This is a genomic window from Pantoea sp. alder81, assembly GCF_020179835.1.
Classification (GTDB): domain Bacteria; phylum Pseudomonadota; class Gammaproteobacteria; order Enterobacterales; family Enterobacteriaceae; genus Pantoea.
Window position 1 is genome coordinate 63944 of the sequence record NZ_JAIUDA010000006.1, and the last position, 23861, is coordinate 87804.

The following is a 23861-nucleotide window of genomic DNA, read 5'->3' on the forward strand; positions in this document are numbered from 1 at the left end:
CTGCCGTTTTTTTTTGCATAAATACGTCAGGAATCCAGTGCGGCCTATTGCCAGGAGCGCATGAATGCGCCCCCTACGGGATGCAATGCGGTCTTTTACCTGCACCCCTACGTGAGCATAAGTATTTGTAGGGGGCACATTTATGCGCTCCTGGATAATAAATACCATGACTATCATTTCGCAAGTCACTTGCAAAATGATAGTCACTCTGCAACAGTATCCCCCATTAGACATTGCCCGGAATACTCACCATGAAAAACGAACCGCTCTATCAAATGGCCTGCCCGGTTGCGCGCAGCCTTGGCCGCGTCGGCGATGGCTGGAGCATGCTGATCATGCGCGATGCGCTGGCCGGTTTTACCCGATTTGATGAGTTCCAGAAAAACAGTGGTGTGGCACCGAACATCTTGTCGCGCCGCTTAAAAGAGCTGGTGGAAGATGGTCTGCTGGAAAAGGTGTGTTACAGCACTACGCCAGTGCGCTACGAATATCAGCTCACACCCGCCGGGCGCGATTTGCGCGGTGTGATCGTGGCGCTGGCCGAGTGGGGCAGTACTCACTTCTCGCCGGAAGGGCGGCAAATGCAACTGGTGGAAACCGCGACGCAGCGTCCGGTGAAACCGCAACTGGTCGATAGCGAAAACGGCCAACCGCTCACCAGCGATAAATACCAAATGGTGCCCGGCCCGGCAGCGGCGCCGATCATGCACTATCGCCATGATTATCTGCAGAAAAAACGTGCGGGTGACAGCACGCTGAAATTTGCCCCGCCTGCCACAGAGAAGCAGCCATGACCCGCACGCGCAAAAAATCGGCCCTGCTGCTGGCAGTGGCGATCGGCGGTATAGCGGCGGCAGGTTACGGCTACTACTGGTGGCACACCGCGCGCTTTATGCCTTCCACCGATGATGCCTATGTCGGCGCAGATATCAGCGCCATCTCCGCCAAAGTGTCCGGCTACATCCACACGCTGGCGGTGCAGGACAACGCGCAGGTGAAAAAGGGCGATCTGCTGGTGCAGTTGGATAACCGTGATTACCTGGCGGCAGTGGATCAGGCGGCGGGGGAAGTGGCCGCACAGCAGGCTGCGTTAAGTGATATCGCCGCCACGCGTCAGCTGCAACTTGCCACTATTGCGGGCACGCACGCCTCTCTGCTGGCGGCACAGGCGGTGACGCTGAAAACCACCTCCGACCAGCGCCGTTACAGTGCGCTGGCTAGCAGCTCAGCGGTCTCACAGCAAATCCGCGATCATGCCCAAGCCGACTATCATCAGGCGGTAGCGGAAGAGAGCAAAACCCGCGCCGATAAAACCGTTGCCGAGCGTCAGTTGCAGGTGCTGGATGCCCGTGAGCAGCAGGCTAAAGCGGCGTTAACTCAGGCGCAAGCCGGGCTGGCGATGGCGAAACTCAATCTTGAGTACACCGAAATCCGTGCGCCCTTTGATGGCGTGGTGGGCAATCGCCGCGCGTGGTCAGGTTCGTTTGTCAGCAGCGGCACGCAACTACTGTCGCTGGTGCCTGCGCAAGGGCTATGGATCGATGCCAACTTCAAAGAGAGTCAGCTGGCTAAGATGAAGCCGGGACAGCCTGCGCGCATCGTCGCTGATGTATTACCCGGCCGCACCTTTAACGGCCACGTTGGTAGCCTGTCGCCAGCCACCGGTTCGCGCTTCAGCATTCTTCCGGCGGAAAACGCCACGGGCAACTTCACCAAAATCGTCCAGCGTGTGCCGGTGCGTATTGTGCTGGACGGCGATGCAGCGGTTCTGGGTCTATTACGCCCAGGTCTTTCCGTCACGGTGACGGTGGATGAGAGAAGCGCGCGATGAGCAGCGTTGCCGCCCCCTGGTTGTCTCCGGCGGAGATGCCGGTGAACAAGAAGGTGTTCGCCTTTGCCACGATGTGCATCGGCATGTTTATCGCCTTGCTGGATATCCAGATTGTCTCCGCCTCGTTGCGGGATATCGGCGGTGGTTTATCGGCGGGTGACGACGAAACGGTATGGGTGCAAACCAGCTATCTAATCGCTGAAATCATCATTATTCCGCTCTCCGGTTGGCTGGCGAGCGTGATGTCAACGCGCTGGCTGTTTGCCGCGTCGGCGTGCGGCTTCACGCTGATGAGCTTGCTGTGCGCCTGGGCGTGGAATATCCAGAGTATGATCGCCTTCCGCGCTTTGCAGGGGCTGGCGGGCGGTTCGATGATCCCCCTGGTGTTCACCACCGCGTTTGCTTTTTTTCAGGGTAAGCAGCGGGTGATTGCCGCCGCCACAGTGGGCGCGCTGGCGTCGTTAGCCCCGACATTGGGTCCAACGGTGGGCGGGTGGATCACTGAAAACTTTAGCTGGCACTGGCTGTTTTACATCAACATTATCCCCGGCATCTACATCGCGATTGCGGTGCCGCTACTGGTGAAGATCGACTCGCCGAATCCCGAGTTACTGCGCGGTGCGGATTACTTCAGCATTGTTTTGCTGGCGCTATCATTGGGCTGTCTGGAGTACACGCTGGAAGAGGGGCCACGCTGGGGCTGGTTTGACGACAGCACCATCACCACCACGGGCTGGATCGCCCTGCTGTGTGGCGTGCTGTTTATCTTCCGCACGCTGAATCACGCTAAACCGATCATGGATCTGCGCGCGTTGAAGGATCCAAGCTTTGGCCTCGGCTGTTATTTCTCGTTTATGGCTGGCGTGGGCATCTTTGCGACCATCTATCTCACACCGCTGTTTCTCAGCCAGGTGCGCGGCTTTAGTGCGCTGGAGATTGGGTTGGCGATCTTCTCCACCGGCATTTTTCAAATCCTGTCGATCCCGTTTTATGCCTGGCTGGCGAATCGCGTCGATCTGCGCATTTTGCTGGCGTTTGGCCTGATAAGTTTTGGTGCGTCGATGTTCTTCTTCGTGCCGATCACCCATGACTGGGGCGCAAAAGAGCTGCTGTTCCCGCAGGCGTTTCGCGGTATGGCGCAGCAGTTTGCGGTAGCGCCCACTGTGACGTTAACGCTCGGCAGCTTGCCGCCCGCACGACTAAAATTAGCCTCAGGACTGTTTAATTTGATGCGGAACCTCGGTGGCGCGATCGGTATTGCGCTGTGCGGCACCGTGCTCAATGACCGCACCAATCTGCACTTTAGCCGCCTGGCTGATCACCTCAACAGCGCCAGTTTATCGCTCGGTGACTATCTGCAATCGCGCACCGCAGCCCTGATTTTCAACGGATTAAGCCCGGATGCGGCGCACACAGCGGCGCTGCAATCGCTGGCCTCACTCACCCTGCGCGAGGCGCGCACGCAGGCTTTTTCGGACGCATTCTGGCTAATCATGGTCGGATTTTGTATCGCTGCGCTGCTGGTTCCTTTGATGAAAAAGCCTGCGGCTTAAGGAGTTATCGATGAAACGTATTGTGATTACAGGTATGGGGATGGTTTCCCCGCTCGGCTGCGGTACGGAAGCGGTGTGGCAGTCACTGCTGGCGGGGAAATCCGGCATCAGCGCTCTACCGGAAGAGATGGTGCAGGACATCAGCTGCAAAGTGGCGGGTCAAGTGCCCACACTGGATCAAGATCCACAGCATGGCTTCGATCCCGAACGCGTGATTGCGCCGAAAGATCGCAAGAAAATGGATCGCTTTATTGAGTTCGCGCTGGTGGCGGCGCACGAAGCGCTGACGCAAGCCAACTGGTTCTCGCAGGATGAGACCGATCGCCAGCGCACCGCGACGGTGATCGCCACTGGAATCGGTGGTTTCAACGAGATCGCCAATGCGGTGGAAACCACCGCCAATCGCGGCTCGCGTCGCTTATCGCCGTTTACTATTCCCTCCTTCCTCGCCAATCTGGCGGCGGGACATGTATCGATTGCCCATGGTTTTCGTGGCCCGATTGGCGCACCGGTCACGGCGTGCGCGGCGGGTGCGCAGGCGATTGGTGATGCGGCCCGCTTGATCCGCAGCGGCGAAGCAGACATCGCGCTGTGCGGCGGTACCGAGGCGGCGATCCATCGCGTGAGTCTGGCGGGCTTTGCTGCCGCGAAAGCGATGTCAGGTGGATTTAACGATCATCCTGAGCAGGCGTCTCGTCCGTTTGATCGCGATCGTGATGGCTTTGTGATGGGCGAGGGCGCGGGCCTGCTGGTGATTGAATCGCTGGAGCATGCGCAGGCACGCGGGGCGACACCGCTGGCGGAGTTAGTCGGCTACGGCACCAGCGCCGATGCGTACCATCTCACAGCCGGTCCGGAAACCGGCGAAGGGGCGCGCCGCGCGATGGAAACCGCGCTGGCGCAGGCGGGCATCGGCCCTGCAGAGGTGCAGCATATCAACGCTCATGCCACTTCCACGCCAGTGGGTGATAAGGGCGAACTGGCAGCAATCCGCACGCTGTTTGCCGGCAGCAATGTGGCGATCACCTCGACCAAATCCGCCACCGGACATCTGTTAGGCGCAGCGGGCGGCGTGGAGGCGATCTTCTCGATCCTTGCGCTGCGCGATCAGATCGCACCGCCAACGCTCAATCTGCTGCACCCCGATGAAGCCGCTGCGGGGCTCAATCTAGTGGCGCTGAAACCTTTGCCAATGGCGATGCAGTATGTGCTCTCCAACGGCTTTGGTTTCGGCGGCGTGAATGCCAGCTTGCTGTTTAAGGGCTGGGCATAAGTTTTCATTTAACATTTTGGGATGTCGATTAAAGACTTAGGGCAATAAAAAAGGCCGCTGTTATCAGCGGCCTAAAGGGTGGGGTGAATTAGCGCTTATCCAACGCTTCCCACAGGCCCATCAGGTAGGTGGTGCCCAGCGCACGATCATACAAACCGTAGCCCGGACGTCCGGTTTCGCCCCAGATAAAGCGGCCGTGATCGGAACGGATGTAGCCATCGAAGCCGTTGTCATGCATCGATTGCAGTACCTTGTACATATCCAGCGAGCCGTACTCCGTGGGATGCGCGCACTCGTAGAAATCTTTGTCCTGAATAATCTTGATGTTACGCACGTGCGCAAAGGGAATACGTTTGCGACGTGAGAACTCAGCCAGAATGCCGTACACATCATTCTGCGGATCTTCCGCAATCGATCCGGTACACAGCGTGATGCCGTTGGCTTCCGAATCCACCACGTTGCAGATCCAATCGAGATCCTCGCGATTCTTGACGATGCGCGGCAGGCCAAAGATCGAATACGGTGGATCATCCGGGTGGATCGCCATCTTCACGCCGACTTCTTCACACACCGGGATCACCGCTTTCAGGAAGTAAGCGAGGTTTTCACGCAGCTTGTTGTCATCTACGTCTTTGTACTGGGCAAACAGATCCTGCACCTTCGCCAGACGCTCTGGCTCCCAGCCTGGCAGCGCGAAACCGTTTGAGTTGCCCAACACTTCCTGCACCACTTCGTCGAGGCTCTTATCGATGCCTTTCTTCTCGAACGCCATGGTGAGTGAGCCGTCTGGCAACACGTAATTCATGTCGGTCTTCATCCAGTCAAACACTGGCATGAAGTTGTAGCAGATCACTTTCACGCCGACTTCAGCGAGGTTGCGGATGCTCTGCTTGTAGTTCTCAATGAATTGATCGCGGCTCGGCAGGCCGATCTTGATGTCATCATGAATGTTGACGCTCTCGATCACTTCCACCGTCAGACCGGCGGCATGTACCTGATCAACCAGTGCTTTGATCTTATTTTTCGGCCAGGTTTCCCCAACGGGGACGTCATACAGCGCGCCCACTACGCCACGTACACCCGGCACCTGGCGAATATATTCCAGCGAAACTTTATCTTCTTTGGGACCAAACCAACGCATTGTCAGTTGCATAATCTCATCCACCGTCATCGTGTTACTGCGATAACTGTTAAACTACCATTCTAGTAAACATGATCCCAGCATCGACCCGCGAATATCTCTTGATCCGCGTCACAGAACACAATTTCTTCGGCTAAAGCGCAAAGCCCCGTTTTCCAATGAGATGCTGATCACACTTTAATGTCACAGATTCGGTACGCGAAAACGTGACTGCCCTCGATCCCTCGTCAGACGCAATTCCCTACTATAAGCCTCGAAGTTGTACATGATTGTCCATAGACAACTCTGAATGTTCAGGTGCGCGCCATGAAAACATTGAGTAAGAGTTCGCAGGTTCCGCTCTATCAACAGGTGGTGGAGTGGATTCGCGAGAGTATTTATACCGGCGATCTGGTGGAGGATGACCGCATTCCTTCGGAGTTTCAGATCATGGATATGCTCGACGTCAGTCGCGGCACGGTGAAAAAAGCCGTGGCGCAGTTAGTGAAAGAAGGTGTGCTGGTGCAAGTGCAGGGCAAAGGCACCTTCGTTAAGAAAGAGAATATCCGCTATCCATTGGGGGAAGGGTTGCTCTCTTTCGCCGAATCACTGGAAAGCCAGCAAATTAATTTCAGCACGCAGGTGATCGCCACGCGGGTTGAACCGGCCAACCGTTATATTGCCGAGAAGTTACGCATTAAACTGGGGCAGGAAATTCTTTATCTGGAGCGATTGCGTTATATCGATGATGAAAGAGTGATGCTGATTGAGAATCGCATCAATATGGAACTGGTGCCCGGCATCGCCGAGGTGGATTTTAATCACAATAACCTGTTTCCCACCATCGAACGATTATCGCAACAGAAAATACGTTATTCCGAAAGCCGCTATGCGGCGCGCTTAATAGGTAATGAACGCGGACATTTTTTGGATATCAGTGAGGATGCACCGGTACTGCATTTAGAGCAGTTGGTGTTTTTCTCACGCGAATTGCCGGTGGAATTCGGCAATGTCTGGTTAAAAGGGAATAAATATTATTTGGGCACCGTTCTGCAACGAAGAGAGGTAAGCTGACATGCCATTAGTCAACGGTCATCAATTTATTCGTCAACTGGAAAATAAGCGCGTGCTGGCCGGCGCCTTTAATACCACCAATCTGGAAACTACGCTCGGCATATTAAATGCGATTGAACGCAGTAACGTGCCGAATTTTATTCAAATCGCGCCCACCAATGCGCGTTTGTCCGGCTATGACTACATCTATGAAATGGTGCAGCGCCGTGCCGCACAGATGGATGTGGCGATCAGCCTGCATCTCGATCACGGCCGCAATATGGATGATATACGCCAGGCGGTGCGTGCCGGATTTACTTCCGTAATGATCGATGGGGCTGCGCTGCCGTTTGAAGAGAACATCAAGCTGACGCGTCGGGCCGTGGAATTCTGCCAGAACTACAACGTGCCGGTGGAAGCTGAGCTGGGTGCGATTCTGGGTAAAGAAGACGATCACGTCAGCGAAGCGGATTGCAAAACCGATCCGCAGCAGGTGGTGGAGTTTGTGCGCGAAACTGGCTGTGACCTGCTGGCGATTTCGGTCGGTAATGTGCACGGACTGGATGATATTCCGCGCATCGATTTGCCGCTCCTTGCTGAGATTGCGCAGATCACGCCCATCCCGCTGGTGATCCACGGCGGTTCCGGTATCGCGGACAGCATCTTGCAGCAGTTTGTTAATCATCGGGTGGTGAAAGTGAACATCGCCAGCGACCTGCGCCGTTCCTTTATCACCAGCGTCGGTCACGCATGGCAGAAAAACCACAACGAAGCCAATCTGGCGGCGGTGATGGCTGATGCACGACAGGCGGTGGAACATGAGGTCTACGCGAAGATTCTGCGTTTGAATGATATCAGTGAGGCCGCGTATGCAGGGGATCCAGTTTAAGCCGCACTACGTGCAGCACCTCAATGAGGGGCTGAGTGTCGATCAAGTGATTTGCCAACTGGCACAGCCGCTGGTGGATGAAGCGCTGGTTGTCGCGGATTTTGCCGATCATGTGCTGGCGCGTGAGCAGGATTTCCCCACCGGTTTACCGACGGAACCGGTTGGCGTAGCGATTCCGCATACCGACCATCGCCATGTGCGCCACAACGCCATCAGTATCGGCATTCTGCCGCAGCCGGTGACGTTTGCCGATATGGGCGGCGAGCCAGAACCGGTGCCGGTACGCGTAGTGTTTCTGCTGGCACTGAGTGAAAGCAATAAGCAATTAAATGTGTTGGGCTGGATTATGGAACTGATTCAGGATAGCGATTTTATGCAGCAGTTATTGCTGCTCAACGATCAGCAGATTTATCAACGCATCACAGAAACCATGACCGAACGAGGTGAAGTATGAGCCAGACGATTTTATTTGTATGCGCTACCGGAATTGCCACATCGACTGCCGTGACAGAGAAGGTCATGGAATATTGCCAGGAGCACGGTCTTAATGTGAATTACTCTCAAACCAATGTCGCTTCTCTGCCAAATAATACGGACGGAGTAGCACTGGTGGTTTCCACCACTAAAGTGCCTTATGAATTAGATATTCCGGTGGTTAACGGCTTACCGATTATTACAGGTATAGGCGAAGAGAAAGTGCTGGAAAAAATTGTCGAAATTTTGAAAAACAAATAACCACTTATTTATTTAATCCGATTGCAATAATGGGGCGCTAACGCCAGGTCCGTTTACGCCCGTCATAAGGGGTCTGCCATGAATGAAATCGCTCATAGCCTCTACACCGTGGTGCAATATATATTGGGTTTTGGCCCAACCGTATTATTGCCGCTGGTGCTGTTTATTCTTGCACTGTGCTTTAAGGTCAAACCGGCCAAAGCCTTGCGCTCTTCGTTAACCGTAGGGATTGGCTTCGTCGGGATCTACGCCATCTTCGATATTCTCACCAGTAATGTTGGCCCGGCTGCGCAAGCAATGGTAGAGCGCACCAATATTAACCTGCCAGTGGTGGATCTCGGCTGGCCGCCGCTTTCCGCCATTACCTGGGGATCGCCGATTGCACCGTTTGTTATTCCGCTCACTATATTAATCAACGTGGCGATGCTGGCAATGAACCGCACCCGCACTGTCGATGTGGACATGTGGAACTACTGGCACTTTGCGCTGGCTGGTACGCTGGTTTACTACAGCACAGGCAGTTTCTTCCTCGGATTGCTGGCCGCCGCCATTGCCGCGATTGTGGTGCTGAAACTGGCTGACTGGTCCGCGCCGATGGTGCAGAAATACTTTGGTCTGGAAGGAATTTCACTGCCGACGCTGTCAGCCGTGGTGTTCTTCCCGGTGGGCTTGCTGGTGGACAAAATCATCGACAAGATCCCCGGTCTTAATCGTATCCACATCGATCCACAAACCGTGCAGAAGAAGCTGGGTATCTTTGGTGAGCCGATGATGGTCGGCACCATTCTGGGCCTGCTGCTGGGGGTGATTGCCGGTTATGACTTCAAGCATATCCTGCTGCTCGGCATCAGCATTGGCGGCGTGATGTTTATTCTGCCACGCATGGTACGCATCCTGATGGAAGGCCTGTTGCCGCTGTCGGAAGCGATCAAGAAGTACCTCAACACCAAATACCCTGGCCGTGACGATCTTTATATCGGGCTGGATATCGCGGTGGCAGTGGGCAACCCGGCGATCATCTCTTCCGCGCTGCTGCTGACGCCGATTTCCGTGTTCATCGCCTTTATCCTGCCAGGCAATCAGGTGCTGCCGCTGGGCGATTTGGCGAACCTCGCGGTGATGGCTTCGATGATAGCGCTGGCCAGCCGTGGCAACATCTTCCGTACCGTGCTGGCGGCGATACCGGTAATCGTGGCGGATCTGTGGATTGCGACCAAAATTGCGCCGTTTATTACCGGCATGGCGAAAGACGTGAACTTCAAGTTTGCCGAAGGCTCCAGCGGTCAGGTCTCCAGCTTCCTCGACGGCGGTAACCCGTTCCGCTTCTGGCTGCTGGAAATCTTCAACGGCAACGTGATAGCGATTGGCCTTGTGCCGGTGGTGGGTCTGGTGCTGTGGGGCATCTTCCGTCTGACACGAGGTGCCGTGTATGCCTGATAATGCTGCGGCCATCGTCATTGATATCGGTACGACTAACTGTAAAGTCGCCTGTTTTTCTCGTCGGGACGCGTCACGACTGGATGAGCGTAAGTTCGTCACACCCAAAATCACTTCACCCACTGGCAACGTCGATTTCGATATCGAAGCGCTGTGGCAGCAAGTGGTGGCGACGATGCGCAGCCTGATCGCGGCAACGGATTGCCCGGTGACGCATATCAGTATTGCCAGCTTCGGTGAGTCCGGCGTGTTTCTCGACGAGGCTGGCAATATCCTGACGCCGATGCTGGCCTGGTATGATCGCCGGGGCGAAGAGTATCTCGCCACTTTAACCGAAGCGGACAGTCAGCGGCTTTACCAAATCACTGGCTTACCGCTGCACAGTAATTATTCTGCCTTCAAAATGCGCTGGCTGCTGGATAACTATGCGCTGCGTGGGCGCAACGATTTGCGCTGGCTGCATGCGCCGGAAGTGCTGTTGTGGCGCTTAACCGGTGCACAGCGCACTGACACCACGCTAGCCAGCCGCACGCTGTGTCTCGATCTCCAGCAGGGAAGCTGGTCGGCGCAGGCCGCCGATATTTTGCAACTGCCGCTGGATGCTTTTGCACCCCTGCTGGCGCCGGGGGAAGTGGCGGGATGGGTGACGCCAGCGTGTCGTGAGGCACTGGGTTTAACCCAGCCGGTGAGCGTTACGTTGGCAGGACACGATCATATGGTGGGCGGGCGGGCGTTGCAGCTGCAAACGGGCGAGGTACTGAACTCTACCGGCACCACCGAAGGCATTTTACTGCTGCAACCGCAGCCGTTACTCAATGAGCAGGCCCGGCGTGACAAATTAGCGAATGGACGTTATTCGCTGGACAACCATTTCACGCTGTTCGCCTCACTGCCGGTGGGCGGCTTTGCGCTGGAGTGGGTCAGCACTACTTTCCGACTGTCACGCGAGGAGATCGATGCCGCGTTGGTGCAAGCCACGCTGCGCTATCTGAGTGATGAGTGGCAGCCAGAAGGGTTACCGCTGTTTATCCCGCATCTGCGCGGCTCCGGCTCGCCTTACAAAAACCGCCATACGCGCGGGTTGATGTACGGTCTGAGCGATACGTTGCCGCACGATGAACTGCTGCTCACCGTGCTACTCGGGCTGACCATGGAGTTTGCCAACTGCTTTACCTGTTTTGCGGTGCCAGCTGGCCCCGCACTGAAAGTGATTGGCCCGGCCACGCGCAATCCGCTGTGGCTCCAGCTCAAGGCCGACAGTCTGGCGCGAACGGTAGAAGCCATTGCCTTTGATGAAGCGGTGTCCGTGGGTGCGCTGCTGATTGCCTGCGCGGATGTGCCTCCGCCGGAAGTGCGTGTGGCGCAGCGCTATCAACCCGACCCACAACGCAGCCGCGCCTTGCAGCGTTATCAGCAGCGCTGGCAGGCGTTCTATCAATTTAAATTGCAGCAGGAAGGCGTTATTTCCCCCATTAACCAGGAGAACTGTCATGTTGAGTCAAACCGTTACCGTGAAAAATAGTACTGGCATCCATGCACGCCCGGCGGCACAGCTGGTCAAAGCGTTAAAAGGCCATGACTGCCGGGTTACGCTGCGCTATGAGGGTAAGGACGTCAACGCCAGCAGTATGATGAACATCATGCGTGCCGGTATCAAAGCGGGTGGCAGTGTGGAAGTGTTGTGCGAGGGTGGTGATGAAGCGGGTGTACTGCATCAGGTCGTGACCATGTTTGATCAGCGCTTTGGCGAATCAGAGTAGATCCACAGGGCGCTAGCCCAGTCGGCTGGCGCGCTTTCCACTGCCTGACGGGATTAAAGAAAGTTTTGTTAGCTGAAATAACCTCAATGCTTCGCCGTTCACTCTGAGCTTGATGCAATTTCCCGCTGCTAATCGGCTTTTCAATTGTTTTATTTATCAGAAACTTCCTGGCAGGCAAAATAGTCATTATTTCCTCTCCGTCAGCCATCATGTCCGAAGAAGCGCTACGTCAGCAGGTCCAGAACCTGAAAAAGCATAATGCGCGCTTAAAGCGCATAGCGCATGACGCGCGTAACAAGCTGAGTGCGGCGCTGGACGGAACCGGTTTATGTTTGTGGCAGCTGGATATTCCCAGCGGCAAGCTGGTGATTTTCAATCGACGCTGGGGTTCGATGCTGGGTTTCCAGCCGAAAGAGACCAAAGCGCAGTTTGAAGTCTGGCGCGAACGCCTGCACCCCGATGACGCCGATGAAGTGCTCAAGGCGTTTTACGATCATATCGAAGGGCGCGCACCTTACTATGAAGCGCTGCACCGCATGCTGGGTAAGAACGACAAAATTACCTGGGTGCTGGATCGCGGGCGCGTCACCGAATGGGATGAAGAGGGCAATCCGCTTAAAGTCACCGGCACGCATATCGATATGACCAAGGAGAAGCAGTATGAAGCGCAGCTCTCTTCTCTGGCTCATCACGATCCGCTGACCGGCCTGACCAACCGCCACGCGCTGCATACCCAATTCAGTAAAATGAAAGCGCAGGGACCGCTGTGCGTGGCCTTTATCGATCTCGATAACTTTAAGCATGTGAACGACACGCTCGGCCATCGCAGTGGCGATGAAGTGTTGATTCAACTCAGTCAGCGCATCCTTGATCAGGTGCCACCGAACGTGGTGGTGGGCCGTTTAGGCGGTGATGAGTTTGTGCTGCTGATGCCGTTCCTGATCGACTTCCCCAAAGTGCGTATCATGATGCAGGCGGTGCTGGATGCTGCGCTGACGCCGTTCGATGTGGATAACGGCCATGCGCAGATTGGTGCCTCGATTGGCGTGGCGACGGTGCAATCGCACTTTAACTTCGACGAAGCGTTAACACGTGCGGATGAAGCGATGTACCACATCAAGAAGAACGGCAAACACGGATTTGGTTTAGCAGGATAGACGTTTGTGGCTGGGGGATACCGATCCGCGCCATAGGGAGAGAGTCTATTTGCAGCAAAGCCCTCTCAGCAGGAGAGGGCTTCAAATCACAGTTCAGTCAAAACGCAAAGCAAGAACAGCCCAGCGCGCCCCAGAATGCATTGTTATCCGACACTGGCACCGAAGACTGGCGCGCGACATCGTGTGAGTGGCTGTGTACGCCACAAGGCCCGCTGCACTGGTGCACTTTCGGCATCATCGCCGCACGTCCATTGGCTTGCGGCGGGGCGCTGCGGTAGTGGCCTGGCACGGTGACCACCGGCGACCACTCAGGCAGCACCGGCACCGGCGGCGGTGACAGCGGCGTGAATCCGCCCGCGGCATACACCACTTCGCCATCGACCAGCGTCAACACCGATTCAATCCCTTTAATCTCCTCTTCCGGCACGCTGAAGAAATCTTTCGATAGCAGCACCAGATCCGCCAACTGACCAACTTTGATCTCACCTTTAGCATTCTGCTCGCTGGAGAACCACGCGCTGCCTTTGGTCCACAGCATCAGCGCAGTTTCACGGTCAATACGCGCATTGTCATCATACAACTGCATGCCGCCGACGGTGCGGCCAGAGACCAGCCAGTACAGCGCAGTCCACGGGTTATAGCTGGCGACGCGCGTGGCATCGGTGCCCAAACCGACTGGTACGCCCGCATCTAACATGCGTGCTACCGGCGGAGTCTGTTTGGCGGCTTCTTTGCCGTAGCGATCAACAAAGTACTCACCCTGGAATGCCATACGATGCTGTACCGCCAGTCCGCCGCCCAGTGCTTTGACGCGCTCAATGTTAGCTTCGGTGATGGTCTCGGCGTGGTCAAAGAACCAGTGCAGGCCGTTGAACGGAATATCGCGGTTCACTTTCTCGAACACATCCAGCATGCGGCTGATCGATTCGTTATAGGTGGCATGCAGGCGGAACGGCCAGCGATGCTCCACCAGATGGCGCACCACACGCTCCAGTTCATCTTCCATGCCGGGTGCCAGATCGGGGCGTGGCTCAAGGAAATCTTCGAAATCCGCCGCCGAGAACACCAGCATCTCGCCCGCACCGTTGTGACGCAGGAAATCGGTGCCCTGGCCCGGCTTCAGCATATCGGTCCATTTCTCGAAATCGCCCAGCTCGTTACCGGGATTCTGAGTAAACAGGTTGTAGGCGATGCGCACCGTCAGCTGCTTTTTGGCGTGCAGTTCGGAAATCACATCGTAATCATCGGGATAGTTCTGGAAGCCGCCGCCTGCGTCGATGGCGCTGGTCAGGCCAAGGCGATTCAGCTCGCGCATAAACTGACGCGTGGAGTTGACCTGCTGTTCCAGCGGCAGCTTAGGGCCTTTCGCCAGCGTGGCGTACAGCAGCATGGCGTTAGGGCGCGCAATCAGCATGCCGGTCGGGTTGCCGTTGCTGTCACGCTGGATTTCGCCGCCCGGCGGGTTCGGCGTGTCTTTGGTGTAACCGACCACGCGCAGCGCAGCGCGGTTTAGCAGGGCGCGGTCATACAGGTGCAGAATGAATACCGGGGTATCCGGCGCGGCGGCGTTGATCTCGTCCAGCGTCGGCATGCGGCGTTCGGCAAACTGGAATTCGCTCCAGCCGCCCACCACGCGCACCCACTGCGGTGAAGGCGTACGCAGCGCCTGTTCGCGCAGCATGCGTAGCGCATCGGCCAGCGAGGGTACGCCTTCCCAGCGCAATTCCAGATTGTAGTTGAGGCCGCCGCGAATCAGGTGCAGGTGTGAGTCGTTAAGGCCGGGAATACCGGTGTGACCTTTGGCATCAATAATCTGCGTATCGCTGCCGGCAAAGCGCATCACTTCCGCTTCGCTGCCCACCGCGAGAAACTTGCCGTCTTTGATCGCCACCGCAGTGGCTAAAGGGTTGGCGCGATCCACCGTGTGGAATTTGCCGTTGGTAAAAATCAGTGAGGCCGTTGTCATCATCTCTTCTCCAGTTAGATTACGCGTTGCGGCCAATAAGCCACTGTTTTAACACACGAGTTACCATCGGCATCCACAAGAACACCACCAGTGCCACTACGCTGGCATCATTCAGCAAGTGGCCCCACAGCGTGCCGTGCGCGGCGGGCAACACCTGATTCCAGAACCACGGCACCAGGTTGGTAGAGGGAAAAATCACGCCCAGCGTCAGTAAGTATTGTTTCCATTTCGCCGGTTTGACCTGGCCTTTTTGCGTCGGGGTGAACCAGAACGCGGCACCGGGGCGTACTTCGATATGTTCCGGCTGCGCCAGCATCGCGGGCAGGTCTTTGATCAACGCTTTGCGCTGATCTGATTTTAGCCAGGCGTACAGCTCATCCAGTCCGGTAAAACGAATCAGCACGGTGTACGCATTGTCACCATGCACCGGGCGCAGTACGTTGACGCCGAGGTGTCCAGGAAAGCTCGCGGCCTGCGGCATGATGGTGTCGAGCCACTGCTCATAACTGGCCTGCTGTTCCGGCAGGATGCTGTGGGTAATCACCAGCGTGACGTGGTTGGCTTGTTGTGAGTAATTCATCGTAAGTTCCCGAGTTTCCGCTGGTGAAAGTGCTTGCGTCGTTGAGTAAAAAAATACGAAATGAGAGCGTTTATTGATAACGGATAGATTTTGGGTTGTTGTTCAACAATTTTTGGGGAGGCATGGGGAATGCGTTTAAACCTTGAGGCGCTGCTGATTTTGGATGCGTTGGATCGCCACGGCACCTTTGCCGCTGCGGCTGCGCGCTTGTTTAAAACTGCGTCGGCGTTGAGCTATACCGTGCAAAAAATGGAGAGCGATCTCAAGATCACGCTACTCGACCGCTCCGGCCATCGCGCCACCTTCACTCCGACCGGTCGCTTGATGCTGGAAAAAGGCCGCACTCTGCTGCGCGCGGTCAACGAGTTAGAGCAACAGGCGCGCTATGTCGAAAGCGGCTGGGAAAGCCAGTTGGTGATCAGCGTCGATGCCTCGCTGCCGTTTCGCATTCTCACTCCGTTGATCGATCAGTTTTATCAGGAGCATCCGCATACTCAGCTGCAATTCCGCCAGGACGTGCTTTCTGGCTGCTGGGAAGCACTCAACTATGGCGAAGCGGACATTGTCTTTGGCGCGGTGCAGGAACCCGCCACGCGCAAAGAGATTGTCTGCCAGCCGCTGGGTTGGCTGGATTATGTATTTGCAGTCGCGCCGGAGCATCCTCTCGCTTCAGCACCCGAGCCGCTGCTGCGCGAACAGATTCGCCAGTACCGTGCGGTGACAGTGCACGACTCGTCTCGTCATGGCGCAGGTATCGATTTACGCGTGCTGGATGAGCAGAAAACCCTGAGCGTGCACGACTTCCCGGCGAAACTGCAGGCGCAGCTGGATGGTTTGGGCTGTGGTTATCTGCCGCTGTATCTGGCAAGACCGCATCTGGAGAGCGGGGCGCTGGTGGTGCGTCAGCTGGATAGCGAATGCCGCCGCGATATGGCGTATCTGGCGTGGAATGAAACCGCGACCGGCAATGCGGCCACCTGGTGGCGTGAGCACCTGCTCACGCTGCCAGGGTTGCAGGAAATTTATACGCCCGCGTAAAGCGTCGTTATATCGCAATGTGGTGACTGACCTGAGGGGCTTCTTCACCCTGATGATATTGCAGAACGGCCTGCTGAAGTTCGGCATCGGCGTGCGACACACGCTGGTGCTGACGCATATGTTCCTGCCAGGATTCCACCATAAACCACTCCAGCAGCGCAGTGGGGTCGTCGGTTTGCTCCATTAATCCCCATGAATAGGCGCCATCGCGACGGCGTGACTGCGCCAGCTTATGAATCGCTTTTTTGAACGCGGCGCGATCTTCCTGCGGCACGCGGTAGCGAATCTGAATCAACACCGGCCCATGACGCACATCGACATCGTCGTGCACAACCGGCATGGCCCAATGCTCAGCGGGTTGCAGATCCGCTTCACCCGCAGGCAGCGACAGACGTTTCAGCAGCAGGGCAGTAATCACCAGACCAGCCCCGGCAATCAATAGTGTGCTGGCCAGACCGAGCTGCTGCGCGATCAAACCCCACGCCAGACTGCCAGCGGCCAATGTGCCGTTGAACACCATCAGATACACCGCCAGACCGCGACCGCGCACCCAATCCGGCAGCACCGCCTGTGCCACGCCATTCAAAGTGGTCAGCGCAATAATCCAGCCGACCCCCAGCACCAGCATCAACACTAGCGCCAGCCACTGCGGCGGGCTCATCGCCAGGGCCAGCATCACCAGCGCACTGAGCACCGCAGAGAGCAGCATCAAACCATCGTTACTCAGCTTGCTACGCAGACGCGGCAACAGCAGCGCACCGGCAATCGCGCCGCCGCCTACCGCACCCAGCAGCAAACCATAAAAACCGGCTGTACCGTGCAGCATGGTGCGCGCTACCAGCGGCAGCAGCGCCCAGATGGCACTGGCAAAGGCGAAGTACATCGCAGCGCGGAACAACACACGGTGCAGTTCACGGCTGGCTTTGACATAGCGCAGGCCCGCGCGGAAGGCACCAAAAAAGTGTTCGTTGAGTTCGGTTTTGGCTTTCGCCGGACGTTTCCAATACAGCAGGGCAGCAATAACGAAAAAATAACTCGCCACATCGGCACCGTATGCCGCCATGGCGCCTAAACTTGCCAGCAGTAAACCGCCGGTAGCGGGGCCGATGGCGCGGGCAATATTGATGCCCAGCGAGTTGAGCGCCACGGCGTTTTTCAGCTCATGGCGCGGCACCAGTTCGGGGACAATCGCCTGCCAGGCCGGGCCAAACAGCGCGGCACCAATGCCACCGACAAAGGTCAGGCCGATCAGCCATTCCACGGTGAGCCAGTGATTGTGCGACAGCACCAGCAGGGTGCCGCTGACGCTGGCCATCAGAATCTGCACCACGATCAGCAGACGGCGGCGATCGACGATATCGGAGAGCACGCCAGCGGGCAGCGCCAACAGGAACACTGGCAAGGTGGCCGCGGTTTGCATCAAAGCCACGGCGGTCGGGTTATCGGATAATCCGGTCACCAACCAGGCGCTGGCAACGTCGCGGATAAAGCTGCCGGTGTTGCCGAGTACCGAGGCGGTCCAGATCAGGGCGAACAGCCCGTAAGCGAAGGGAGAAAAAGCGCCGCCGCGCGGTGTCGTTGGGTTTTGCTGGCTCATCATCGTGTTCCTGTAAATGTGCGATGTATGCACCTTACGAATCCCGCGAGGCGCTTGATAGCGGAAAAAATCGGCCAACTTGTTCAGGCTTTTTTGACAGCCTTTAAGGGCAAAAATCTTTGAACAAGTTGTCAAAATCTCTGCTTTAGGTTTTTGCAGCAACCGAATGTAGTTTGATTAGCAGACACAACATCACTCACTTAACGGAGCAAAAAACATGAGCACATTCAAAGCGAAAGACGGCGTTAACCTCTACTACAAAGATTGGGGCAAAGGTCAGCCAGTGCTGTTCAGCCACGGCTGGCCGCTGGATGCGGATATGTGGGATAGCCAGCTGAATTTCCTCGCCGAGCGCGGCTATCGTGCCATCGCGTTTGACCGTCGCGGCTTTGGTCGCTCCGAGCAGCCGTGGGAAGGTTACGATTACGATACCTTCGCCGATGATATCCATGCGCTGATTGAGCATCTGCAACTGGACGACATCACGCTGGTGGGCTTCTCGATGGGCGGCGGTGACGTTTCTCGCTATATCGGTCGCTACGGCACGGCGAAAGTGAAAGGGCTGGTGCTGCTGGGCGCGGTGACGCCCATCTTCGGTAAAACGGATGATCATCCGGAAGGGGTTGAGGCGGCGGTGTTTGATGGTATTAAAGCGGGTCTGCTAAAAGATCGTGCGCAGTTTATCAAAGACTTTGCCACGCCGTTTTATGGGGCCAACGCGGGTCAGACTATTTCAGATGGCGTGATGACGCAGACGCTGAACATTGCGCTGCTGGCCTCACTGAAAGGCACGATTGATTGTGTGACAGCCTTCGCCGAGACGGATTTCCGCGCCGATATCGCCAAAGTCGATGTGCCGACGCTGGTGATCCACGGTAGCAACGATCAGATTGTACCCTTTGAAGCCACCGGTAAGCTGGTGCACGAGATGATTGAAGGGTCAGAGCTGAAAGTGTACGAGAACGGGCCGCACGGTTTTGCGGTGACTCACCAGGATCAGCTGAACGACGATCTGCTGGCATTCCTGCAGGGAAATAAATAAGCGGATGTTGTGTAGCGGCGCGATTGATTGTGTTAACTGGCAGCAATATTGCTGCCATCAGATGCGCGGCTTCGATAACGTTCGGTGATAAAAAAGGGCGCCGAGGCGCCCTTTCTGTTTTTTAATCCGCCAGCAGATGCCCGTACATGGTCATCAATCGACGCGTTACGCCGTTGGTCCAGCCAAAGCCATCCTGCAGCGGATATTCACCACCGCCACCCGGACGGGCACGATCGCCGCTGATGTCATACTTCTCTACCAGCTTGTGATGCAGCGAATAGAAGTTCTTCACCGTGGTCAGCCAGTTAACGGCAATCTCTGTCGCCAGCGTCTCTTCACCGTAATGATTCAGGCCAACTATCGCCATCCACTGCAGCGGCGCCCAGGCGTTCGGTTTGTCCCACTGTTCACCGCTTTCTACCATCGATGTCAGCAGGCCGCCCTGAGTCAGCAGCAATTGACGCAGCGCAATAGCTTGCAGATGCGCCTGCTCTGGCGAAGCCAGGCCGAGGAACAGCGGCACCACCGCCGCAGCCGTAAAGGCACCAAAACGCTCATCGCGCCAGTTGTAATCGCGGTAAACGCCTGCGGTGTCATCCCACAGGTAACGATGGATCGCCTGCTTACGCGTATCGGCTTTTTTCTGCCACGCCAGCGCCGTCAGCTCTTCACCTTTGGCGTGTGACAGCGTGGAGATCATCAGCTCAAGCTTGTAGAGAAACGCATTCAAGTCCACCGGAATGAACTGGGTAGTGCGAATGCTGGCCAGACGTTGCGGATCGCGCAACCAGCGGGATGAGTAATCCCAGCCCGATGCCGCACCCGCACGTAAATCACGATACACCTCATTCGCCGGGCGGCTCGATTTACTGGCGGTTTCCACATCTTCCATCCACGACTCATCACGCGGCGTGTCGCGGTCATCCCAGTAACGGTTAAGCAGTGAACCATCCGGCATACGCACCACATGGCGGTAGGCCTGATGCGGCATCAGCTCGCCGGCCCCATCCATCCAGAACTGATACTCTTTCATCAGTTGATCGAGATAGCGTTTGGCACCGCGAATCCCGTCCTCTTCAAACAGCTCCACCATCAAAGCGAAAACAGGCGGCTGTGAGCGGCTGAGATAATAAGTCCGATTGCCGTTAGGCACGTGACCGTAGTTATCGATCAGCCACGCGAAGTTATCTGCCATGTCGCGCAGCAGATCGTCACGCCCGGCATCCGCGAGGCCGAGCATGCTGAAATAGGAGTCCCAATAATAGGTCTCACCAAAACGCCCGCCAGGCACCACATAAGGTTTTGGCAGCGGCAGCAGCGACGAGTGTGATAAATGCTGTTGCGGCATCTTGGTTAACACGGGCCACAGCTCGTCGATATGTTCCGTCAGGGATTTATCCGGATTGGAAACATAAAAACTTTCATTCACCTGCGGCAAATAAAAATGGTCGTGCACGAATTTTTCGAGATCGAATTCGGCCGAGCGACGCGTGCGGCGATAGCGGATTAATATATCCAGCGGATCAAATTTTGGCGCGCAGTCCGGGAAGGTTTTTCCATCCGCGAATATGCGCGACATCTGCACGTGCTCGAACAGCTCAAGATAGCGATCGGCAGGGGTGAGCGCATCTGGCGCGGGCAGACCCTGGATCAGCTCCGGTTCCGGCTCGGAATCCTCCATGCCTTCGCGGATAAATTCGTGAGGATCGTATTGATACCCCAGATCAGCATGGGCTTCGTGTTCCCCGAAAGCTTGACGTTGCTGGTTAGTATTAATAGCGGCCTCCTGAAATTGCCTGGTTGCTCAAAGGACAAATTATAGAGCTTTGAATAGCCGAGACAACAATGCGAAATATCTATGAACGTAATAAATCTTGTCGATTGATCCGGCTTTTTAGTGAATTTACAGCGATTACAACAAGCTATATTTCAGGAAATGAAAGCAGTGTTTTAAATGGTGGTTCAAATCAGCGCACAGAATTATCTGTAAATAAGAAAATCGCCATTATTTGGCTTAAATATCGCGCTTTGCTTTGATCATTTGGTGGCATACGAGACGGGAATCAGGCCAGCTTACGCTGGCCTGAACAAGCATTACTTCGCCAGCGTGGCTTTAATCACCTCAGCATACGGCGTGGTGGGGCGACCAATCAGTTTGCTCAGCGCACGGCTGTCATCGAACAAGCCACCTTGCGCGGCGCCGGCATCGGAATCTGCCAGCAACTCTGCCAGCGCATCTGGCAAACCGGCACCTTTCAGCGCGGCTTCGAACTCCGCAGGCGGCAGGTTGATGTAATCCACTTGCTCACCAGACTGTTTAGCAATCTCAGCGCTGAATTCGGCCAGCGTGTAGCTCTCATCGCCAGCCAGTTCATACACTTTACCCGCCTGATCGTCACGGCTGATGACTTCAGCCGCTGCGGCGGCATAATCCTCACGTGAGGCTGAAGCGATGCGACCTTCACCGACCGCGCCAATAAAGGCGTGATGCGCCAGCGCCGGGGCAATGCTGGCGGCGTAGTTTTCGGTGTACCAGCCATTACGCAGCAGGGCATACGGCACGCCGGAGGCTTGCAGCATCGCTTCCGTGGCGCGGTGCTCTACGCCCAAACCTAACGACGAGGTATCCGCATGCAGCAGGCTGGTGTAAGCGATAAATTTCACGCCCGCTGCTTTTGCCGCATCAATCACCGCCTGGTGCTGCGCTTCACGCTGGCCGACTTCGCTGGAAGAGATCAGCAGCAGTTTGTCGACGCCGCTAAACGCGCTTTTCAACGTTTCCGGCTTGCTGTAATCCGCCGCGCGTAACGTCACGCCCAGCGCTTTCAAATCGTCTGCTTTCTCAGGTGAACGCACTGCCGCAATCACTTCGCTGGCAGGCACTTTTTTCAATAACTCGTTAATCACTAAACGGCCCAGTTGGCCTGTAGCACCGGTAATCGCAATCATGATGTTCTCCTTCAGTTTGAGCTGGAATGAAATCAGCCTAAGGGATAAACTAACTTTTAGTAAGTACTTACAGATTTGTTAGTTTGGAAGAGGCAGCATAAATGTCTGAAAAATTGAGTAATAAATTTATTCGTGGCGAGCTGCTCAATGTGAATTGCCCTTCACGCGACGTGCTCAAACGCATCACCAGCCGCTGGAGCGTATTGGTATTATTAGCGCTGCGCGAAGAAACGCTGCGTTTTAGTGAGCTGCGCCGCAAGATTGGTGGCGTCAGCGAACGCATGCTGGCGCAAACGCTGCGCTACATGGAAGAAGATGGATTTATCGAGCGCATCGCCTATGAAGTGGTGCCGCCGCATGTGGAGTACCGCCTGACGCCGCTCGGGCGTGAAGTCGAAGGCCATGTGATTGGCCTGGCCGACTGGCTGGAAAGCAATGTGCATCGCATTGTGAAGGATAACGCGGAGGCGTAGCGGCGCTATTTATCACGCCACTACCCCCATCAACAGCACACTTAAGCGTGCAGATACTTCTCAAACCACCCCAACGTCCGGCTCCACGCCAACTCTGCTGCCGCTTTGTCATAACGCGGGGTCGAATCATTGTGGAAACCATGATTCACGCCGGGATAGATATAGGCTTCATAGGTTTTATGGTTGGCTTTCAGCGCCTCTTCATACGCTGGCCAGCCTTCGTTGATGCCTTTGTCTAATGCGGCATAGTGCAGCAGCAGCGGGGCGTTGATGCGCGGCACGTCTTCCGCTTTGGGCTGGCGACCATAAAACGGCACAGCACAAGCCAGTTCCGGGAAGGCCACTGCAGCTGCATTGGCCACGCCGCCGCCATAACAGAAGCCGGTGATGCCGACTTTGCCGGTGCCTTCTTCGTGATGCATCAAAAAATCCACAGCGGCAAAAAAGTCGTTCATCAACTTGGTGGGATCGACTTTGGCCTGCATCGCGCGGCCTTCCTCATCATTGCCGGGATAACCGCCCATCGAGCTCAGACCATCCGGTGCCAGCGCGATATATCCGGCTTTCGCCACGCGGCGTGCGACATCTTCAATGTACGGATTCAGTCCGCGATTTTCGTGTACCACCACTACCGCGCCCACTTTGCCGGTTGCTTTGGCAGGACGCACCAGATAGCCGCGCACCTCGCCATGACCCTGCGGGGAAGGGTAGTGGATGTATTCGGGTTTGATCTCGGGATCGGTGAATTCTACCTGCTGCGCCAGCGCATAGTTGGGGCTCATGGCGGTGAGCAAGGTGGCTCCGGTCATGCCGGCGATGGTGAATTTGGCAGCAAGGGTGATGAACTCACGTTTGCTGATCCTGCCGTGTGCGTAATAGTCGTATAACTCAAGCAGTTCCTGGGGAAAATCCTGTGCGGTAAGACGGGTCATAACCTCTCCTTCGCTGATTAACCGATGGCTTTGCTGCTATAAAAAAAGCACAGCGGGTTAACGCTTGCAAACGCTATGCCGCAAAGCGTTAAGAGAGAGAGAGGAGCGTAATGTGTCGGGCCCAGACCTGGAAAATATATCCTTTGGTTTTAAAAAAGGGCTATTTTAATTAACAATTGAGATAAGGTCATGTTGTCTGGAATTATTGACACGCTATCTAGCGAGAAATTTAATTAACCTTCCTGTCGTCCGCACTAAAAAATAATTAAATGAGCGAGTTAACTGATAACGCTGAAATCTTAGCGGGAAGATTAATAACAACGTCGTTACAATAAGCGAGGGCTGTTAACCTTAGGTCAGTCATATCAATCAATTAGTCTCTGACCGAGACAATGATCGCCATCAAAAAATACTGTTATAGTTTTATAGACTTCCTCTGTTTATTTTCGTTCTGACTGCTTCCCTTTACATTAGTG

Annotated in this window: 23 protein-coding genes; 16 read left to right on the top strand and 7 right to left on the bottom strand. The window is 55.8% G+C overall.

From position 1 onward, the window contains the following. Positions 1-251 precede the first annotated feature (251 nt). From LBW88_RS16865 to fabF, 4 genes are read left to right on the top strand one after another with little or no spacing between them, the layout of a single operon-like run. A complete protein-coding gene (locus tag LBW88_RS16865) occupies positions 252-794 on the top strand; it encodes a winged helix-turn-helix transcriptional regulator (RefSeq protein WP_224933551.1) in 543 nt (180 codons plus the stop codon). Beyond that, positions 791-1831, top strand: coding sequence for an HlyD family secretion protein (locus LBW88_RS16870; RefSeq protein ID WP_224933550.1), 1041 nt, complete (start codon positions 791-793; stop codon positions 1829-1831). Before LBW88_RS16865 ends, LBW88_RS16870 begins: the two co-directional genes overlap by 4 nt. Then, the gene (locus tag LBW88_RS16875; RefSeq protein ID WP_224933549.1) at positions 1828-3384 is read left to right on the top strand and encodes a DHA2 family efflux MFS transporter permease subunit; all 1557 of its coding nucleotides are present in this window, start codon (positions 1828-1830) and stop codon (positions 3382-3384) included. Before LBW88_RS16870 ends, LBW88_RS16875 begins: the two co-directional genes overlap by 4 nt. Positions 3385-3394: 10 nt before the next feature. Continuing rightward, positions 3395-4657 (top strand): beta-ketoacyl-ACP synthase II, encoded by a 1263-nt coding sequence (gene fabF, locus LBW88_RS16880; protein WP_224933548.1) that lies wholly within the window; start codon positions 3395-3397, stop codon positions 4655-4657. A gap of 88 nt (positions 4658-4745) precedes the next feature. Here the strand turns inward: fabF and uxuA are convergent, their stop codons facing one another. Continuing rightward, positions 4746-5810 carry a mannonate dehydratase gene (gene uxuA / locus LBW88_RS16885; RefSeq protein ID WP_224933547.1) on the bottom strand — a complete coding sequence of 355 codons (1065 nt, stop codon included), beginning with the start codon at positions 5808-5810 and terminating at the stop codon, positions 4746-4748. A 294-nt stretch (positions 5811-6104) separates the two neighbouring features. Between uxuA and LBW88_RS16890 the strand changes: the two genes are divergently transcribed. From LBW88_RS16890 to LBW88_RS16925, 8 genes are all read left to right on the top strand, one after another. Further along, positions 6105-6851 carry a GntR family transcriptional regulator gene (locus LBW88_RS16890; protein ID WP_224933546.1) on the top strand — a complete coding sequence of 249 codons (747 nt, stop codon included), beginning with the start codon at positions 6105-6107 and terminating at the stop codon, positions 6849-6851. A gap of 1 nt (position 6852) precedes the next feature. Then, a complete protein-coding gene (locus tag LBW88_RS16895; protein WP_224933545.1) occupies positions 6853-7719 on the top strand; it encodes a class II aldolase in 867 nt (288 codons plus the stop codon). Then, entirely contained in the window at positions 7700-8173 is a 474-nt protein-coding gene (locus LBW88_RS16900) for a PTS sugar transporter subunit IIA (protein WP_224933544.1), read from the top strand. Before LBW88_RS16895 ends, LBW88_RS16900 begins: the two co-directional genes overlap by 20 nt. Further along, entirely contained in the window at positions 8170-8454 is a 285-nt protein-coding gene (locus LBW88_RS16905) for a PTS sugar transporter subunit IIB (RefSeq protein ID WP_224933543.1), read from the top strand. The genes LBW88_RS16900 and LBW88_RS16905 overlap by 4 nt, the downstream gene beginning before the upstream one ends. Before the next feature lie 78 nt (positions 8455-8532). Further along, positions 8533-9891 (top strand): PTS galactitol transporter subunit IIC, encoded by a 1359-nt coding sequence (locus tag LBW88_RS16910; protein WP_224933542.1) that lies wholly within the window; start codon positions 8533-8535, stop codon positions 9889-9891. After that, on the top strand, positions 9884-11413 hold the full coding sequence (locus LBW88_RS16915; RefSeq protein ID WP_224933541.1) for an FGGY-family carbohydrate kinase: 1530 nt from the start codon (positions 9884-9886) through the stop codon (positions 11411-11413). The genes LBW88_RS16910 and LBW88_RS16915 overlap by 8 nt, the downstream gene beginning before the upstream one ends. Continuing rightward, on the top strand, positions 11382-11651 hold the full coding sequence (locus tag LBW88_RS16920; protein ID WP_224933540.1) for an HPr family phosphocarrier protein: 270 nt from the start codon (positions 11382-11384) through the stop codon (positions 11649-11651). Before LBW88_RS16915 ends, LBW88_RS16920 begins: the two co-directional genes overlap by 32 nt. A 209-nt stretch (positions 11652-11860) precedes the next feature. Then, positions 11861-12808 (top strand): sensor domain-containing diguanylate cyclase, encoded by a 948-nt coding sequence (locus tag LBW88_RS16925; RefSeq protein WP_224933539.1) that lies wholly within the window; start codon positions 11861-11863, stop codon positions 12806-12808. A 97-nt stretch (positions 12809-12905) separates the two neighbouring features. On the opposite strand, the gene LBW88_RS16930 is transcribed toward LBW88_RS16925, so the two are convergent. Both LBW88_RS16930 and LBW88_RS16935 read right to left on the bottom strand, forming a co-directional pair. After that, positions 12906-14774 carry an amidohydrolase gene (locus tag LBW88_RS16930; protein WP_414004098.1) on the bottom strand — a complete coding sequence of 623 codons (1869 nt, stop codon included), beginning with the start codon at positions 14772-14774 and terminating at the stop codon, positions 12906-12908. Positions 14775-14793: 19 nt separating this feature from the next. Further along, positions 14794-15354 carry an antibiotic biosynthesis monooxygenase gene (locus LBW88_RS16935; protein WP_224933537.1) on the bottom strand — a complete coding sequence of 187 codons (561 nt, stop codon included), beginning with the start codon at positions 15352-15354 and terminating at the stop codon, positions 14794-14796. 129 nt (positions 15355-15483) lie between these two features. Between LBW88_RS16935 and LBW88_RS16940 the strand changes: the two genes are divergently transcribed. Beyond that, the gene (locus LBW88_RS16940) at positions 15484-16392 is read left to right on the top strand and encodes a LysR substrate-binding domain-containing protein (protein ID WP_224933536.1); all 909 of its coding nucleotides are present in this window, start codon (positions 15484-15486) and stop codon (positions 16390-16392) included. Between the two features lie 7 nt (positions 16393-16399). Here the strand turns inward: LBW88_RS16940 and LBW88_RS16945 are convergent, their stop codons facing one another. Then, positions 16400-17989 (bottom strand): MFS transporter, encoded by a 1590-nt coding sequence (locus tag LBW88_RS16945; RefSeq protein WP_224933535.1) that lies wholly within the window; start codon positions 17987-17989, stop codon positions 16400-16402. A 217-nt stretch (positions 17990-18206) separates the two neighbouring features. Here LBW88_RS16945 and LBW88_RS16950 point away from each other — a divergent pair, with 217 nt between their 5' ends. After that, on the top strand, positions 18207-19031 hold the full coding sequence (locus LBW88_RS16950; RefSeq protein WP_224933534.1) for an alpha/beta fold hydrolase: 825 nt from the start codon (positions 18207-18209) through the stop codon (positions 19029-19031). Positions 19032-19152: 121 nt separating this feature from the next. On the opposite strand, the gene treF is transcribed toward LBW88_RS16950, so the two are convergent. Next, entirely contained in the window at positions 19153-20808 is a 1656-nt protein-coding gene (treF, locus tag LBW88_RS16955; RefSeq protein WP_224933614.1) for an alpha,alpha-trehalase TreF, read from the bottom strand. A 68-nt stretch (positions 20809-20876) separates the two neighbouring features. On the opposite strand from treF, the gene LBW88_RS16960 reads away from it, so the two are divergent. Next, positions 20877-21068: a hypothetical protein gene (locus tag LBW88_RS16960; protein ID WP_224933533.1), complete on the top strand. Its 192-nt coding sequence runs from the start codon at positions 20877-20879 to the stop codon at positions 21066-21068. 57 nt (positions 21069-21125) lie between these two features. Here the strand turns inward: LBW88_RS16960 and LBW88_RS16965 are convergent, their stop codons facing one another. Continuing rightward, a complete protein-coding gene (locus LBW88_RS16965) occupies positions 21126-21980 on the bottom strand; it encodes an SDR family oxidoreductase (RefSeq protein ID WP_224933532.1) in 855 nt (284 codons plus the stop codon). A 101-nt stretch (positions 21981-22081) separates the two neighbouring features. On the opposite strand from LBW88_RS16965, the gene LBW88_RS16970 reads away from it, so the two are divergent. Further along, positions 22082-22453, top strand: a complete 372-nt coding sequence (locus LBW88_RS16970) for a winged helix-turn-helix transcriptional regulator (RefSeq protein WP_182057477.1) — start codon at positions 22082-22084, stop codon at positions 22451-22453. A gap of 41 nt (positions 22454-22494) precedes the next feature. Here the strand turns inward: LBW88_RS16970 and yghX are convergent, their stop codons facing one another. Next, positions 22495-23385, bottom strand: a complete 891-nt coding sequence (yghX, locus tag LBW88_RS16975) for a YghX family hydrolase (protein WP_224933531.1) — start codon at positions 23383-23385, stop codon at positions 22495-22497. Positions 23386-23861 lie beyond the last annotated feature (476 nt).